Origin of the sequence: Kitasatospora sp. NPDC058046 (assembly GCF_042885595.1) — a bacterium.
GTDB lineage: Bacteria > Actinomycetota > Actinomycetes > Streptomycetales > Streptomycetaceae > Kitasatospora.
Window position 1 is genome coordinate 46,528 of record NZ_JBHVRS010000011.1, and the last position, 14,110, is coordinate 60,637.

A 14,110-nucleotide genomic window follows, 5' to 3' on the forward strand; every position below is an offset into this window, starting at 1 on the left:
GGGGACTGGTGGTGTCGTTCGGTGGCGGTGGGCGGACGGGGCCTCGACGAGTCCAGGATGGGGCCGCCGTTGACGGCGCGTCAGGGCCGGAGGGCCCCAATCCGGGGTCGGGAGACCCAGTCGCCCCGGCGTCCGCCGCGTCCGATCGGGTGTACGTGTGCGGCGTTCAGACGAAACGGCTGGCGGGTCGCCGCTGCTCGGGGCTCCGACGAGAACACTCCGAGGGCTGTTGTTCGGTTCATATGAGGAAAGGACTGTGGTGAAGCCCAGTCAGAATCAGGCGACCGCCGTCGGCTGGAGACGAAGGCTCGGCAGGGTGATGGGATCCGCCCTGGCCCTGACGCTCGTCCCCTTCGGCATGTCGCTCATCGCACCGTCGGCCGCCCAGGCGGCCGGCCTGCCGGGCGGCCTGGGGCCCTGCCTGGGCGCGGACTGTCCGGCGACGTTCCCCCCGGTCAACAACGGCCCCTTCGCGGGCCGCGACGCCGGGGTGAACGTCTTCGTCGGCGGCGACTTCAACGTCCGGGGCTCGGCCGCCGAGGCCGAGGGGCACGTGGTGACCCTCGGCAACTTCGACATGAGCAAGGCCGCCGGGGTCAGCTCCGTGTACAACATCGGCATCGTCGGCGTCGGCTCGCGCGTCCCCCCGCCGAACGGCGCGGACTTCCTCACCGCCGGCGGCAACGTCACCGTGGCCCCGGGGCAGTCGCTCCTGGCCGAGGGCGGCGTCGTCCGCTACGCGGGAGCCACCACGGGAACCGTCACCGGCACGAAGGTCCACGACCCGCAGGCCGTGGCCGCGTACGCGCCGCTGCGCGGCGAGCTGCAGACGGCCAGCGCGTGCTACGCCGGGACCGGCACCCCCCGCCCGGCCACCGGAACCGCCGTCAACCAGGGGTACCAGACCCTGTTCACCGGCGACGGCACCTCCGCCCTCCAGGTCTTCAACGTCGACTTCGACATCGTCGGCCGCGGCGGCGGGACCCAGGGGGTCACCTTCGCCGGCATCCCCGCGAACGCGACCGTCCTGGTCAACCTCGTCGGCGACGCCCGCACCATCAACACGTACAGCGGCAGCCTCGCGGACACCGACCCGTGGAACCAGCTGCGCGAGCGCCTGCTGTGGAACTTCCCCACCGCGACGACCGTCACCCTGACCGGCTCGGGGCAGTTCCAGGGCAGCGTGCTGGTCGGCAACCCGGCCAGCACCGCCACGATGAACCTGCCCGGTCTGAACGGACGGTTCTTCACCACCGGCTCGCTGCTGCACAACTCCGGTCTGGGCATGACCGGGACCGAGTTCCACGCCTACCCCTTCAACGGCGACCTCCCGGAGTGCGGCAACCCGCCGGCCCCCACCGGCTCGACCAGCGTGACCAAGGTCGACTCGGCCACCGGGCAGACCCTGGCGGGCGCCACCTTCCAGCTGTGGAAGGAGAGCAACGGCGTCGCCGGCCTGCAGACCACGGGAACCACCCCGGACACCAAGGTCGGCGCCCCCTGCACCACCGGGCGCAACGGTGTCTGCTCCACGGCCGACCTCCCGCTGGGCACCTACTACTGGGAGGAGACGGCGGCGCCGCCCGGGTACGACCTGCCCCAGCCGCCGGTGACGACCGTGGTCCTCGGCACGAACGGGCAGACCGTCCCGGTCACCGTCCAGGACACCACGAGCCCGGTCGTCGAGACCGGGGCCACCAGTGTGACCAAGGTCGACTCCGCCACCTCGCGGCCGCTGGCGGGGGCGACCTTCCAGCTGTGGCACGAGACCAACGGCGTTCCGGGGCTGCAGACCACGGGGGCCAATCCCGACACGGCGGTCGGCTCCCCGTGCGTCACGCCCGCGTCGGGCGTCTGCTCGGCGTCCGGCCTCCCGCTGGGCACGTACTACTGGCAGGAGACGGCGGCGCCGCCCGGGTACGACCTGCCCGGGCTCAACGTGACCACGGTCGTGCTGAACACCAACGGGCAGAGCGCCCCGGTCACCGTCGCCGACACCCCGGCCGCCGCTCCGACGGCCTCGACCAGCGTGACCAAGACCGACTCCGACAGCGGGCAGCCCCTGGCGGGGGCGACCTTCCAGTTGTGGCGTGAGACCAACGGCGTCGCCGGTCTGCAGACGTCCGGGGCGACCCCGGACACGGCGGTCGGCTCCCCGTGCGTGACCCCGGCGTCCGGTGTCTGCTCGGCGTCCGGCCTCCCACTGGACACGTACTACTGGCAGGAGGTCTCGGCGCCCGACGGGTACGACCTGCCCGACCTCAACGTGAACACCGTCGTGCTGGACGCGAACGGGAAGAACGTCATGGTCACCGTCGCCGACGCCAAGACCATCGCTCCCACCGGGTCCACCTCCGTCACCAAGACCGACGCGGCCACCGGACAGCCGCTGGCGGGGGCGACCTTCCAGCTGTGGCACGAGACCAACGGCGTGGCCGGTCTGCAGACCACGGGGGCCAATCCCGACACGGCGGTCGGCTCCCCGTGCGTCACGCCCGCGTCGGGCGTCTGCTCGGCGTCCGGGCTCCCGCTGGGTACGTACTACTGGCAGGAGACGGCGCCGCCGCCCGGGTACGACCTGCCGCAGTCCGCGGTGACGACCGTCGTCCTCGACACCAACGGGCAGGACATCCAGCTCCCCGTCCAGGACACCCACTCGACCGCCCCCACCGGGTCCACCTCCGTCAAGAAGACCGACGCCGCCACCGGACAGCCCCTGGCGGGCGCCACCTTCCAGCTCTGGCACGAGACCAACGGCGTTCCGGGGCTGCAGGCCACCGGCCCGAATCCGGACACGGCCGTGGGCTCCCCGTGCGTCACGCCCGCGTCGGGGGTCTGCTCGGCGTCCGGGCTCCCGCTGGGTACGTACTACTGGCAGGAGACGGCGCCGCCGCCCGGGTACGACCTGCCGCAGTCCCCGGTGACGACCGTCGTCATCGACCTGGGCCGGCCGAACGTCCAGGTCCCCGTCCAGGACACGCAGACGCCGACCGCCCCGAGCGGGTCCACCTCCGTCAGGAAGGTCGACGCCGACAGCGGGCAGCCGCTGGCGGGTGCCGTCTTCCAGCTGTGGCGGGAGAGCAACGGCGTGGCCGGTCTGCAGACCACGGGCGACAACCCCGACACCGCCGTCGGCCCGCCGTGCACGACCCCCGCGTCGGGCGTCTGCTCGGCGGACCAGCTTCCGCTGGGCACCTACTACTGGCAGGAGGTCTCCCCGCCCGAGGGCTACAACCTGTCGCGGCCCTCGGTGACCAGGGTCGAGCTGACCGGGGACCACGCGTGCGTGACGGTCACGGTCGAGGACAGCAAGTGTCCGCCGCCGCCGTGCCCGCCCACCCCCTGCCCGCCGGGCGACGAGTGGAGCCCGTACGTGCGCTTCACGCCCGTGCCGGGCTTCCTCTGGGGCGCGGACGCCTGACCGCATGACCGGCCCGTGCCCGCCGAAGCCTCCGCGCTTCGGCGGGCACGGGCCCGCCCGGACGGCGCCCCGGACGGCCCTGGGCCCTACGATGGCGCCATGAGCGGGAGCCTTCAGGTGTCAGGTGCGCACCATGCGCAGGAGCGACGGGACGACGAGCGGCTGGAGGCCGCGGCCGGCATCCTGGCGCTGCTCGCGGACCGCACCCGGCTCGCGCTGCTCCAGCGGCTGAGCGCCGGCGAGGCCGACGTGACCACGCTCACCGAGGCGGCCGGAGCCCCCCGGACGTCGGTCAGCCAGCACCTCGGCAAGCTCCGGCTGGCGGGCCTGGTCACCACCCGCAAGGACGGCCGGCGCGTCGTGTACGCGCTGCGCCACGGCCATCTGCGCCGGCTGGTCGACGAGGCGCTGAGCGTCGCCGACCACCAGATCGGCGAGCTCCCGCCGCACGACTGAGCGGATCCGTAGCGGCCCGTGCCCTCCGGGGTGCGGGCCGCTCTTCCGGCGCCGCCTTCCCCTCGCTGCCTTCCCGGCCGCTTTTCCGGTCAACATGTGCACATGCGTGCACATGTTGACCTATCCTGGACGTGTCGTCCTACCGCGTCCAGTCCGAGCGGGGTCCTCATGCTCTCCGTGCTGCGCAACCGCACCTATCTGCACCTGTTCGCCGCCCAGATCGTCGCCCTGGTGGGCACCGGCCTCGCCACCGTCGCGCTCGGCCTCCTCGCCTACGACCTCGCCGGGGCGGGCGCCGGATCGGTGCTCGGCACCGCGCTGGCGATCAAGATGCTCGCGTACGTCGGCATCGCCCCGGTGGTCACCGCGCTGGCCCACCGCATCCCGCGCCGGCGGCTGATGGCCGCCTCCGACCTCACCCGGGCCGCCGTCGCCCTCACCCTGCCCTTCGTCACCGAGGTGTGGCAGGTCTACGTCCTGATCTTCGTCCTGCAGTCCGCCTCGGCGGCCTTCACCCCGGCCTTCCAGTCGGTGATCCCCGAGGTGCTGCCCGAGGAGCGCGAGTACACCCGCGCCCTGTCGCTGTCCCGGCTCGCGTACGACACCGAGAGCCTGGTCAGCCCGGTACTGGCGGGCGCCCTGCTCGCGCTGATCAGCTACAACTGGCTGTTCTGGGGCACCGCCGCCGGGTTCCTCGCCTCCGCCGCCCTGGTGCTCTCGGCCGTGCTGCCCAAGCCGCTGCGGCCGGAGCCGCTTCGGTCGGTGCGGGAGGGGGCCGGCGACGGCGTCCTCGCCAGGTCCGTCCGCGGCACCCGGCTGTTCCTCGCCGTGCCCCGGCTGCGCGCGATGCTCGCCCTGGACCTCGCGGCGGCCGCCGCCAGCGCCATGGTGATCGTCAACACCGTCGTCTACGTCCGCGGCCAGCTCGGCCGCCCCGCCACCGACGTCCCGATCGCGCTCGGCGCCTACGGGGCCGGGTCGATGGCCGTGGCGCTGCTGCTGCCCCGGGTGCTGGACCGGGTGCCGGACCGGATCGTCATGCTCCCGGCGGCCTTCGGCATCGTCGGGCTCTTCGCCCTGCTGGCCGTGCTCACGGCCGCCGGGCCGGGCGCCTGGCGCTGGCCCGTCCTGCTCGCCGTCTGGGCCGTCCTCGGCGCGGCCGGCTCGCTGATCCTCACCCCCACCGGCCGCGTCCTGCGCGACTCGGTGGCCGCCGAGGAGCTGCCCGCCGTCTTCTCCGCCCAGTTCTCCCTCTCGCACGGCTGCTGGCTGCTCACCTACCCCCTGGCCGGCTGGCTCGGCGCCACCCTGGGCCTCACCGCGGCCGCCGTCGCGCTCGGTGCCGTCGCCCTGGCCTCCGGCCTGCTGGCCGCCCGCGCCTGGCGCGGGGTGCCGGGGGCGGCGGCCGCGGCCACGGTCGCGGCGAGCGGGAAGCGGGGCGTCGCCGTCACCCGCTGACCGGACGGGTGGCCAAGGGCCGGGGTTCGCCGGGGACGGTCGAGCCCCCGCGCGCTTTTGTCATGCGCAAGTTTGACGGGGTGTTACCAACAGGTAGTCTCTGGGTGTCTCGTAGGCGAACAGCACGACGCCTGCCACGTTCTGAAGGATCCTCACGTGTACCGACCCGGCTCCCGCCGACCCCGCCGCGCCCTGCGCGGCGCCCTCGCCGCCGTCGCGGCCAGCACCCTGATCACCGTCCTGTCGGCCGCGCCGTCCCACGCCGCCCCCGCCCCCGCACAGGGCGCGGACACCACCCACATCGACGCCGTCGAGCAGGTGCTGCGCCAGGTGTCGCCCGGACTGGAGGGCACCGTCTGGCAGCGCACCGACGGCAACGCCCTGGCCGGCGCCGACCAGGCCGGCGGCCCCGCGAACTGGCTGTTCCAGACGCCCGGTTGCTGGGGCGACGCCACCTGCGCCGACCGGCCCGGCACCCGCGCGCTGCTCGCGAAGATGACCGCCGATGTCTCCGCCGCCACCCGGACCGTCGACGTCTCCAGCCTCGCGCCGTTCCCCGACGGCGGGTTCGAGGACGCCCTGGTCGCCGGGCTCAAGGCCTCGGTCGCCGCCGGGCACCGCCCGGTGGTGCGCATCCTGGTCGGCGCGGCGCCGCTGTACAACGCCAACGTGCTGCCGTCGCGGTACCGGGACGACCTGGTCGCGAAGCTCGGACCGGCCGCCCCGTCGGTCAGCCTCAACATCGCCTCGATGACCTCCTCGCGCACCGCCTTCTCCTGGAACCACTCCAAGCTCCTGGTGGTCGACGGACGCACCGTCCTCACCGGCGGCATCAACGGCTGGAGCAAGGACTACCTCGACACCTCGCACCCCGTCTCGGACGTCGACCTCGCGCTCACCGGCCCCGCCGCGACCTCCGCCGGCCGCTACCTGGACACCCTCTGGGAGTGGACCTGCGGCCGGACCGGCCTCCTCGACAACGCGTGGTTCGCCTCCTCGGACGGCGGCGCCTGCCGCCCGTCGATCGAACGCGAGCTCAACCCGTCCGCCCCCGCCGCCGGGAACGTCCCGGTGATAGCCGTCGGCGGCCTCGGCGTCGGCATCAAGGACGCGGACCCCTCCTCCGGGTACCGGCCCGGTCCCGTCCCCGGGGCGGCGGACGCCAAGTGCGGCCCGCTGACCCTGCACGACAACACCAACGCCGACCGCGACTACGAGACCGTCAACCCCGAGGAGAACGCCCTACGCGCCCTGGTCGGCAGCGCCCAGCGGCACATCGAGATCTCCCAGCAGGACCTGAACGGCACCTGCCCGCCGATCTCGCACTACGACTCCCGGCTCTACGACACGCTGGCCGCCAAGCTGGCCGCCGGGGTCAAGGTGCGGATCGTGGTCAGCGACCCGGCCAACCGGGGCACCGTGGGCAGCGGGGGCTACTCGCAGATGAAGTCCCTCGCCGAGATCAGCGACGTCCTGAAGGCCCGGCTCACCGCGCTCACCGGCGACCGGGGCAAGGCCGACGCGGCCCTCTGCGGCAACCTCCAGCTCGCCTCCTTCCGTGCGGCCCCCACCGCCGCCTGGGCCGACGGGCACCCGTACGCGCTGCACCACAAGCTGGTCGCGGTCGACGACTCGGCCTTCTACATCGGCTCGAAGAACCTGTACCCGGCCTGGCTGCAGGACTTCGGCTACATCGTCGAGAACCGCAACGCGGCCGCGCAGCTCGACCGCGACCTGCTCGGCCCCGAGTGGAAGTACTCGCAGGCCGCCGCGACCGTCGACTGGTCCACCGGGACCTGCCGCGCCTGAGGTCGAGGCCTGAGGCCCGACGCCTGATGGCCGGCCGGCGGGTTCCCTGCTCGGGCCGCCCGGGGCGGGCGCTGCTCACTGCGGCGCCCGCCCCGCTCTGCTCTCACCCGGGAGCTACGCCCGCACGAACCCGTGGCTGCGCTCCACCTTCGCCACGTGCAGTGTGTAGCTCTCGTACCAGTCGGCCCGCCCGCGCTTCTGCGCGGCGCGGTGCTCGGCGTTGGTCCGCCACTCCGTGAGGGCCTCGGCGTCGCGGAAGTACCCGACGGTGATGCCCAGTCCGCCGGGCGTCTGCGCGTGGTCCATCCCCAGGTACCCGGGGATGTCGTTCACCAGCTCTTCCATGCGGGCGTTGGTCTCGCTGTAGTCGCTCTGGTCCTGCGTCCGGAGCGCGGTGAAGACGGCGACGTAGTACGGGGGTTCAAAGGCCTGGACGGGTGCGACGGGTGCTTCGGAGTGATCACTCATGCCGCCACCGTAGGGCGGCACGCGTCCGGTGATCCAGTGTCTTTGCCGAACGGTGGAACAAGGGTTCGGGATCTTGACCGAAGCCGTCCGGGCCCTCCCGCGGCGGCCCGGACGGCGCGGTACGCGGCTGCTCAGAGGCCGAAGCGGGCCCGGTGGGTGGCGGGGACCAGGTCGGCGTACTCGGGGTGCTTGGTGATCCAGCCGCGGATGAAGGGGCAGTAGGGGAGGACGGCGAGGTGCTGGTCGCGTGCCGTGTCCAGGGCGGCGCGGGCCAGTCGGCCGGCGAGGCCTCGGCCCTCGAAGCGGGGGTCGATCTCGGTGTGGATGAAGGCGATCTCGTCGCCGGAGCGGTGGTACTCGGCGAAGCCGGCGAGTTCGCCGCCGTCGTGGATCTCGAAGCGGGACTTCTCGGTGTTGTCGGTGACGGTCTGCTCCACGGTTCCTCCTCGGGTGCGGCGGGTCGCCTCGGCGGACGACCGCTGGTGGCCGGCGCCGCTGGGAGCAGCATAGTTGAATCCTCAACATTTGTCTGCCGCGACGCGCGGGGCGGGTGGGTGTGGACGGTCTCAGCCCGAGACGGTCCGCCCGGTGCGGTACGGCGCCAGGAACGTCGTCAGGGCGGAGAGCATCGCCTCCGGGGCCTCCTCGGCGGGGTAGTGGCCGCAGTCGGGGAGGACCAGGGTCTCCACGTCGTCGGCGGCCAGCCGCATCGTCGCGCCGACCGAGGCGCCGAGGTTCGCCGCTCCGCCGATCGCCAGGACGGGGAGGGAGAGCCGTCGGGCCGCGCGCTGCCGGTTCTGGGCGATGGTGGTGTCCAGTGCCCGGTAGAACTCGAAGCTGCAGCGCAGCGCCTGCGGATCGGCGGCGAGGATGTCGACGTAGTGCCGGACGGCGTGGTCGGGCAGGGCCTTCGCGGCCTTCGTGGCGAACTGGTGGCCGAAGTAGAGGTGCTCCCGCCCGGCGACCAGCTGCTCGTTGACGCCGGCGAGGCGGTTGAAGGCGAAGTGCCAGAGCCGGTCGTTGGCCTCCTGGCTGCCGAAGAGCGGCGGCGTGGGGGAGAGTCCGGGGATCGCGGCCTCGGCGACGGCCAGGCGTTCGAGCCGGTCGGGGTGGTCCGCGGCCAGGGCGTAGCCGGTCCACATGCCGACGTCGTGTCCGACCATGGCGAACCGGTGGTGCCCGAGCGCGTCCATGAGCGCCACCAGGTCGCGGGCGAGCGTGCCGGTGTCGTACCCGTCCAGGGGCTTGTCGGACAGTCCGACGCCGCGCGGATCGACGGCGACGACCTGGAAGTCCCGTGCCAGCGCGGGCATCAGGAGGCGCCAGGCGTACCAGGTCTGCGGCCAGCCGGCGAGCAGCAGCAGCGGCGGGCCCTCGCCGCCGGTGACGGCGTGCAGGCGCAGGTGCCCGGTGTCGACGTACCGGCTGGTGAAGGTCTGCGCGAATCCGGCCGGGAGGTTCGGCGCCCCGGCGACGGAGCCGGGGCCTTCGGGCGTGGGTGACTGGCTCATGATCTTTCCTTTCGCGGTGCCGGCTGATCTGGCCACTGGCCGTCACGGTAGCCATCTTGGACTGATCGGTCAAAGATTGTTTGACCGATCGGTCCAAGACGCGGGTAGGCTCATGGCAGACGGGTGAAACGGGAGGTTTGTGCGGTGTCCGGCCGGAAGCAGTTCGACGTCGGGGAGGCCCTCGACCGGGCCACGCGGGTGTTCTGGCAGCGCGGGTACGCGGACGCCTCGCTGGACGCCCTCGGCTCCGCCACCGGCCTCGGCCGGGGCTCCCTCTACGGCACCTTCGGCAGCAAGGACGCCCTGTTCCACCAGTGCCTCGACCGCTACGCGGCGGTCTACGGCGCCCGGTACGAGCAGGCGTTCGCCGCTCACCCCGGTGACCCGGTGCGCGCCGTCGAGGCGTTCTTCGACGTCGTCCTGGAGCGCATCGCCGACCCGTCGGTCCCCGCCGGGTGCCTCGTCGCCCAGTCCGCCGCGCAGTCGCCGACGCTGACGGAGGAGAGCAGTGCGAGGGTGCGCGGCCTCCTCGACCTGCAGCACCGACGGGTCCGCGCCGCCCTGGCGGACTCCCCGGCCGACGCCCGGACGCTCGACGAGCTCGCCACCTTCGTCGTCGCCGTCAACCAGTCGCTGGCCGTCCTGAGCCGGGCCGGCACCCCGGACGCCGAGCTGCGCTCCGTGGCCCGGCTGGCCTGCGCGACGGTGGCGGACTCCCTCGCCCGGGCTGCCGCCGAGGGCGACGCCGCGAGCTGACGGGTATCCGGGCCACCGGGCGGGCGACGGTGCCCGACCGGTGGCCCGGCGGCGCGGTCGCCGGCGCGGCGGGGCTCAGCCCTTGACCGCGCCGACGGCGAGGCCGGAGGCGATCCTGCGCTGGACGAGGAGGAAGAAGACCACGACGGGCAGGGCGGTCAGGGTGGCACCGGCCATGAGACCGCCGTAGTCGGTCCCGAAGCTGGTCTGGAAGGAGACCAGCCAGATGCTGACGGTCTGCTTCTCCGGAGTCGACAGCAGGATGTAGACGAGGACGTACTCGTTCCAGGCCTGGACGAGGGCGAAGACGGAGGTGGCGACGATGCCGGGTGCGAGCAGCGGGAGCACCACCCGGCGGAACGCGCCGAGCCGGCCGCAGCCGTCGACCATGGCCGCCTCCTCGAGTTCCACGGGGACCCCGGCGATGAAGCCGCGCAGCATCCAGACCGTGAACGGCAGCGTGAACACCAGGTAGGTGAGGACCACGCCGGTGAGGCTGTCCGTCATCCCGACGTCGTTCAGCAGCAGGTAGACCGGGATGATCAGGGCCGTCAGCGGGACCATCTGGACGATGAGGATCACCACGACGAAGGCCTTGCGGCCCGCGAAGCGGAAGCGGGCGAGGGCGAAGGCGGCGAGCGCGCCGACGACCAGCGACACCAGGACGGTGCCGATGCCGATGACGACGCTGGAGCGGACGTTGGCCCAGAAGGTCTCGGTGCCCAGCGCCCGGGCGAAGTTGTCGAGCGTGGGGCGGCCCGGCCAGAACTTCGGTGGCAGGCTCAGGATCTCGGTGGCCGGCCGGAACGCGGTGAGCACCATCCAGTAGACGGGGAAGCCGATCACCGCGGCGACGAGCAGACCGAGCAGGTCGTGGCCCAGCGACCGCCGTCGCCTCATTCGATCTCTCCCGTCCTGAGCATCTGACGCAGGTGGACGACCGATCCGGCGAGCAGCAGGACGACGGTCACGAGCGCGATCGCGGCCCCGGTGCTGTACCGGTTCACGGCGAAGGACTCGATGAAGGAGTAGACGCCCAGCAGGTAGTACTCCCGCTCGGGCTGGCCGCCGCGCATGAGCCAGATCTGGTTGAAGACGCCGAAGTCCCAGATGGCCGACAGCGTGGTCACCATGACGAGGACCGGTCTGATCACCGGCAGGGTGACGTGCCGGAAGACCTGGAGGGACCGGGCCCCGTCGAGGACCGCGGACTCCTCCAGCTCGGGCGGGACCTGGGCCAGCGCGGCCCGCAGGGTGATCGCGGCGAACGGCAGCGAGCCCCACACCACGACGGCGACGATGACGGTGAACCCCTGCCAGGGGTTGGTGAACCAGTTGTGGCGGGCCAGGTCGACCCCGGGCAGGTTCGAGAGCAGCCAGTTCACCACGCCGTAGTCGGCGTCGAAGAGCCAGCGGAAGACCGACGAGGCGACCATGACGGGCATGGCCCACACGGTGACCAGCACCCCGGCGATGACGGCGCGCACCCACGGGGAGACCCGGTGCATCAGCCGGGCGGTGAACAGCCCGCAGAGCACGGTGAGGGCGACGCACACCGCGGTGAAGAGCACCGTGCGGGCGACCACCGTCCAGAAGAACCCGTCCCCGAGGATCCGGCGGAACTGGTCCAGCCCGGCCCACGGCGGCGAGGTGCCGCCGAACAGCTGCTCGCGGGTCATGTCCTGGAAGGAGAGGACGACCATGTCCACGAGCGGGTAGCCGAGCACCAGGACGAGCGCGAGGACGGTCGGGCCGATCAGCAGGTACGGCAGCAGCGGACGCCGCCGCCGGCCCCGGTCAGCGCTCATTGATCACTTCGTCGATCCGCCGGTCCGCCTCCCGCGCGGCGTCCTGCACCGACGCCTTGCCGTTGGCGATCCGCTCCAGCATCTCGGGCAGGACGTTGGACTTCTCCACCGACGTCCAGCCGGGCGCGAACGGGGTCATCCAGCCCCCGGTCGCCGCGGCCTGGGCGGCGGGGCCGTTGATGCCGCCGGCGGCGACCTCGGTCAGCTGGGTGGTGTTGTTGGGCAGGGTGTTCGCGGCGATCAGCGTCTTCTGCGACTCCCGGTCGGTGAACAGCCTGATCCAGTCGCCGGCCAGGTCCTTGCGCGTCGACTTGGCCGGCACGGCCAGGGTGGAGCCGCCGAGGAAGGGCGGCAGGAGCTTCCCGGACGGGCCGGGGAAGGGGAAGGTGGCGAACTTGTCCTTCAGCTTCGGGTCCCCGCCGGAGCGCTCGTCGGCGGCGGCGCCGGCCTCCCAGGTGTTGCCGTAGAAGACGCCCACGCGGCCCTGGCCGACGACGGCCGGCTGGTCGCCGTTGTCCTTGGCGCGGTCGCCGACGTAGTAGGCGTCGATCAGCCGCTTCCACTCGGTGAGCCCGGCGACGGAGTTGGGCGAGGACAGCGAGGCCTTCCAGCGGTTGCCGTCCTTCACCGCGATCTCGCCGCCCGCGTCCTTCAGGAAGGCCATGGCCGCGTACCAGTAGCGGCCGGGCATGTAGAGGGCGGAGAAGCTCGGGTCCTGGGTGCCGAAGGTGCTCTTCAGCCGGTCGAACGCGGAGAGGAGTTCGGGGTACGTCTTCGGGGCGCCCGGCACACCGGCCTGGGTGAAGTAGTCGGTGCGGTAGACACCGACCCGGGCCCCGACGTAGTAGGGCACGCAGTAGGCCTTGCCGTTGTCGCGGCAGGCGTCGGCGAGCGCCGGCAGCCAGGCGTCCGACTGGTCGAAGCGGGCCGGGTCGAGGGTGGCGAAGGCGCCGTTGACGATGTAGTTGGTGGTCTCGCTGTTGCCCATCTCCACCACGTCGGGCACGTTCTTCCCGGCGAGGACGGCGTCCAGCTTCTGGTTCTTCGTCGTCCACTGCTGGTACTGGACGTCGACCCGGACCCCGGGGTGGGCCTTGGCGAAGCGGTCGTTGGTGGACTGGACCAGTTGTGGCCAGTTCTCCTGGGCGTCCACGGCCAGCCACACCGTCAGCTTGCCGCCGGCCCCGGAACCGCTGCCCGAGCCGGAGCCGCCGCATCCGGCCGCGGCCAGGGACAGGAGCAGGGTGAGGACCAGGGGGCGGCAGGACGCGCGAATGGCCATGGGGTCTCCAAGTTCACTGTGGGGGTGACCTTTTGACTACCCCTCAGATCAGCTTGCGTCGCGGGGGAGCGGACATTCGGCCGGAAGACGTCCGACTCCGGGCCCGGCGGAGACCCCAACTTTCGGATGGGGCGAGGCCCTTCGCATTCGCACCTCCCAGGTCGACGGGTCGTGCGGCAGCGAGCCCGGCCGCCCGGGAGGAACAGTGAACGGCAGGCCGGCGCCTGCTGTGACGACGTATTCAGGACAGATTGGAGTAGACCAATGGCGCGGCTCACCCGCCGGGCGTGCGGCGGGCCTCCGGGAGCAGGGCGCGGAAGGCCGCGGCGACGGCGTCGGGGTGTTCCTGCATGGCGACGTGGCCGACGCCGGGCAGGGTGAGGAGCCGGGCGTCCCGGAAGGCCGTGTAGGACCGGGCCGCCGTACGGAAGGGGACGAGGCGGTCCTCGCGGCCGAAGACGAGCAGGGTGGGGGCGGTGACCCGGCGGGCCTGGTGCCAGGGCGAGGGCTCGCCCGGCAGTCGGAGGTGGGCCCGGACGACGGCGCGCACGCCCTCCACCAACATCTGCTGGTTGTACGGGAGTTCGGCGCGGCGCAGGCGTTCGCGCACTTCGGTCGCCCGCTGTTCGGCGTTGACGCGGGACGGGTCGGCGTAGATCAGGCGGTAGAGGTCGTCGAGCTGCCGGTCGGGGCCCCGGGTGGACAGCAGCCGGGCGTACAGGCGGGCGGCGCCCGGCAGGCCCAGCAGGGAGATCCGCAGGGCCTGCGGCGGCGGGAGGGCGGGCAGGACCGGGGAGACGAGGGTCAGGGTGGCGACCAGCTCCGGGCGGTGGGCGGCGAGGTGGAGGGCGGTCAGGCCGCCGAGTGAGTTGCCGACCAGGTGGACGCGGCGGTGCCCGGTGCGGACGAGGTGGCGGGCGACGGCCGCGGCCTGGCGCCCGACGGTGACGAGGCCGTCGGGCGGGGGAGCGGAGCGGCCGAAGCCGGGGAGGTCGAGGGCCAGGCAGTGCACCGACGACCGGAGGCGCTCGATCAGGGCGGACCAGTTGTGGGTCCAGCCGCCGAGCCCGTGCAGGAACACGGCGGTGTCGGCGTCCGGGCGGGCGCCGGGTACGTACGCGGTGGCGAGCGGCTGGTGCAT

12 protein-coding genes are annotated in these 14,110 nt (G+C 72.9%); 5 read left to right on the forward strand and 7 right to left on the reverse strand.

Annotated features, from left to right (window positions below; translation table 11 throughout):
- The first annotated feature begins 319 nt into the window (after positions 1-319).
- The 4 genes from ACFVU7_RS22620 to ACFVU7_RS22635 all read left to right on the forward strand — a co-directional run bounded on the left by ACFVU7_RS22620 (position 320) and on the right by ACFVU7_RS22635 (position 7,144).
- On the forward strand, positions 320-3,421 hold the full coding sequence (locus ACFVU7_RS22620; RefSeq protein WP_388046947.1) for a SpaA isopeptide-forming pilin-related protein: 3,102 nt from the start codon (positions 320-322) through the stop codon (positions 3,419-3,421).
- A gap of 99 nt (positions 3,422-3,520) precedes the next feature.
- The gene (locus ACFVU7_RS22625) at positions 3,521-3,877 is read left to right on the forward strand and encodes a metalloregulator ArsR/SmtB family transcription factor (RefSeq protein WP_049654374.1); all 357 of its coding nucleotides are present in this window, start codon (positions 3,521-3,523) and stop codon (positions 3,875-3,877) included.
- A gap of 168 nt (positions 3,878-4,045) precedes the next feature.
- Positions 4,046-5,335 carry an MFS transporter gene (locus tag ACFVU7_RS22630; RefSeq protein WP_388046709.1) on the forward strand — a complete coding sequence of 430 codons (1,290 nt, stop codon included), beginning with the start codon at positions 4,046-4,048 and terminating at the stop codon, positions 5,333-5,335.
- Between the two features lie 156 nt (positions 5,336-5,491).
- Entirely contained in the window at positions 5,492-7,144 is a 1,653-nt protein-coding gene (locus ACFVU7_RS22635; protein ID WP_234348451.1) for a phospholipase D-like domain-containing protein, read from the forward strand.
- Positions 7,145-7,258: 114 nt separating this feature from the next.
- Here the strand turns inward: ACFVU7_RS22635 and ACFVU7_RS22640 are convergent, their stop codons facing one another.
- The 3 genes from ACFVU7_RS22640 to ACFVU7_RS22650 all read right to left on the reverse strand — a co-directional run bounded on the left by ACFVU7_RS22640 (position 7,259) and on the right by ACFVU7_RS22650 (position 9,123).
- Positions 7,259-7,612, reverse strand: a complete 354-nt coding sequence (locus ACFVU7_RS22640) for an antibiotic biosynthesis monooxygenase family protein (RefSeq protein ID WP_388046710.1) — start codon at positions 7,610-7,612, stop codon at positions 7,259-7,261.
- Positions 7,613-7,743: 131 nt separating this feature from the next.
- On the reverse strand, positions 7,744-8,049 hold the full coding sequence (locus ACFVU7_RS22645; protein WP_049653355.1) for a GNAT family N-acetyltransferase: 306 nt from the start codon (positions 8,047-8,049) through the stop codon (positions 7,744-7,746).
- A gap of 129 nt (positions 8,050-8,178) precedes the next feature.
- Positions 8,179-9,123 carry an alpha/beta fold hydrolase gene (locus ACFVU7_RS22650; RefSeq protein WP_388046711.1) on the reverse strand — a complete coding sequence of 315 codons (945 nt, stop codon included), beginning with the start codon at positions 9,121-9,123 and terminating at the stop codon, positions 8,179-8,181.
- Between the two features lie 144 nt (positions 9,124-9,267).
- Between ACFVU7_RS22650 and ACFVU7_RS22655 the strand changes: the two genes are divergently transcribed.
- A complete protein-coding gene (locus ACFVU7_RS22655) occupies positions 9,268-9,879 on the forward strand; it encodes a TetR/AcrR family transcriptional regulator (protein ID WP_388046713.1) in 612 nt (203 codons plus the stop codon).
- Positions 9,880-9,954: 75 nt separating this feature from the next.
- On the opposite strand, the gene ACFVU7_RS22660 is transcribed toward ACFVU7_RS22655, so the two are convergent.
- The 4 genes from ACFVU7_RS22660 to ACFVU7_RS22675 all read right to left on the reverse strand — a co-directional run bounded on the left by ACFVU7_RS22660 (position 9,955) and on the right by ACFVU7_RS22675 (position 14,110).
- Positions 9,955-10,779 (reverse strand): carbohydrate ABC transporter permease, encoded by an 825-nt coding sequence (locus ACFVU7_RS22660; protein ID WP_053112138.1) that lies wholly within the window; start codon positions 10,777-10,779, stop codon positions 9,955-9,957.
- Positions 10,776-11,687 (reverse strand): carbohydrate ABC transporter permease, encoded by a 912-nt coding sequence (locus ACFVU7_RS22665; protein ID WP_388046715.1) that lies wholly within the window; start codon positions 11,685-11,687, stop codon positions 10,776-10,778. The genes ACFVU7_RS22660 and ACFVU7_RS22665 overlap by 4 nt, the downstream gene beginning before the upstream one ends.
- Positions 11,677-12,969, reverse strand: coding sequence for an extracellular solute-binding protein (locus tag ACFVU7_RS22670; protein ID WP_388046717.1), 1,293 nt, complete (start codon positions 12,967-12,969; stop codon positions 11,677-11,679). Before ACFVU7_RS22670 ends, ACFVU7_RS22665 begins: the two co-directional genes overlap by 11 nt.
- Before the next feature lie 274 nt (positions 12,970-13,243).
- The gene (locus ACFVU7_RS22675; RefSeq protein WP_388046718.1) at positions 13,244-14,110 is read right to left on the reverse strand and encodes an alpha/beta fold hydrolase; all 867 of its coding nucleotides are present in this window, start codon (positions 14,108-14,110) and stop codon (positions 13,244-13,246) included.

Bases quoted from the DNA above. Each gene is read 5' to 3' on its own strand.
- ACFVU7_RS22620 (WP_388046947.1), top strand. From the start codon at position 320: ATGGGATCCGCCCTGGCCCTGACGCTCGTCCCCTTCGGCATGTCGCTC.
- ACFVU7_RS22625 (WP_049654374.1), top strand. From the start codon at position 3,521: ATGAGCGGGAGCCTTCAGGTGTCAGGTGCGCACCATGCGCAGGAGCGA.
- ACFVU7_RS22630 (WP_388046709.1), top strand. From the start codon at position 4,046: ATGCTCTCCGTGCTGCGCAACCGCACCTATCTGCACCTGTTCGCCGCC.
- ACFVU7_RS22640 (WP_388046710.1), bottom strand. From the start codon at position 7,612: ATGAGTGATCACTCCGAAGCACCCGTCGCACCCGTCCAGGCCTTTGAA.
- ACFVU7_RS22650 (WP_388046711.1), bottom strand. From the start codon at position 9,123: ATGAGCCAGTCACCCACGCCCGAAGGCCCCGGCTCCGTCGCCGGGGCG.
- ACFVU7_RS22660 (WP_053112138.1), bottom strand. From the start codon at position 10,779: ATGAGGCGACGGCGGTCGCTGGGCCACGACCTGCTCGGTCTGCTCGTC.
- ACFVU7_RS22665 (WP_388046715.1), bottom strand. From the start codon at position 11,687: ATGAGCGCTGACCGGGGCCGGCGGCGGCGTCCGCTGCTGCCGTACCTG.
- ACFVU7_RS22670 (WP_388046717.1), bottom strand. From the start codon at position 12,969: ATGGCCATTCGCGCGTCCTGCCGCCCCCTGGTCCTCACCCTGCTCCTG.
- ACFVU7_RS22675 (WP_388046718.1), bottom strand. From the start codon at position 14,110: ATGCACCAGCCGCTCGCCACCGCGTACGTACCCGGCGCCCGCCCGGAC.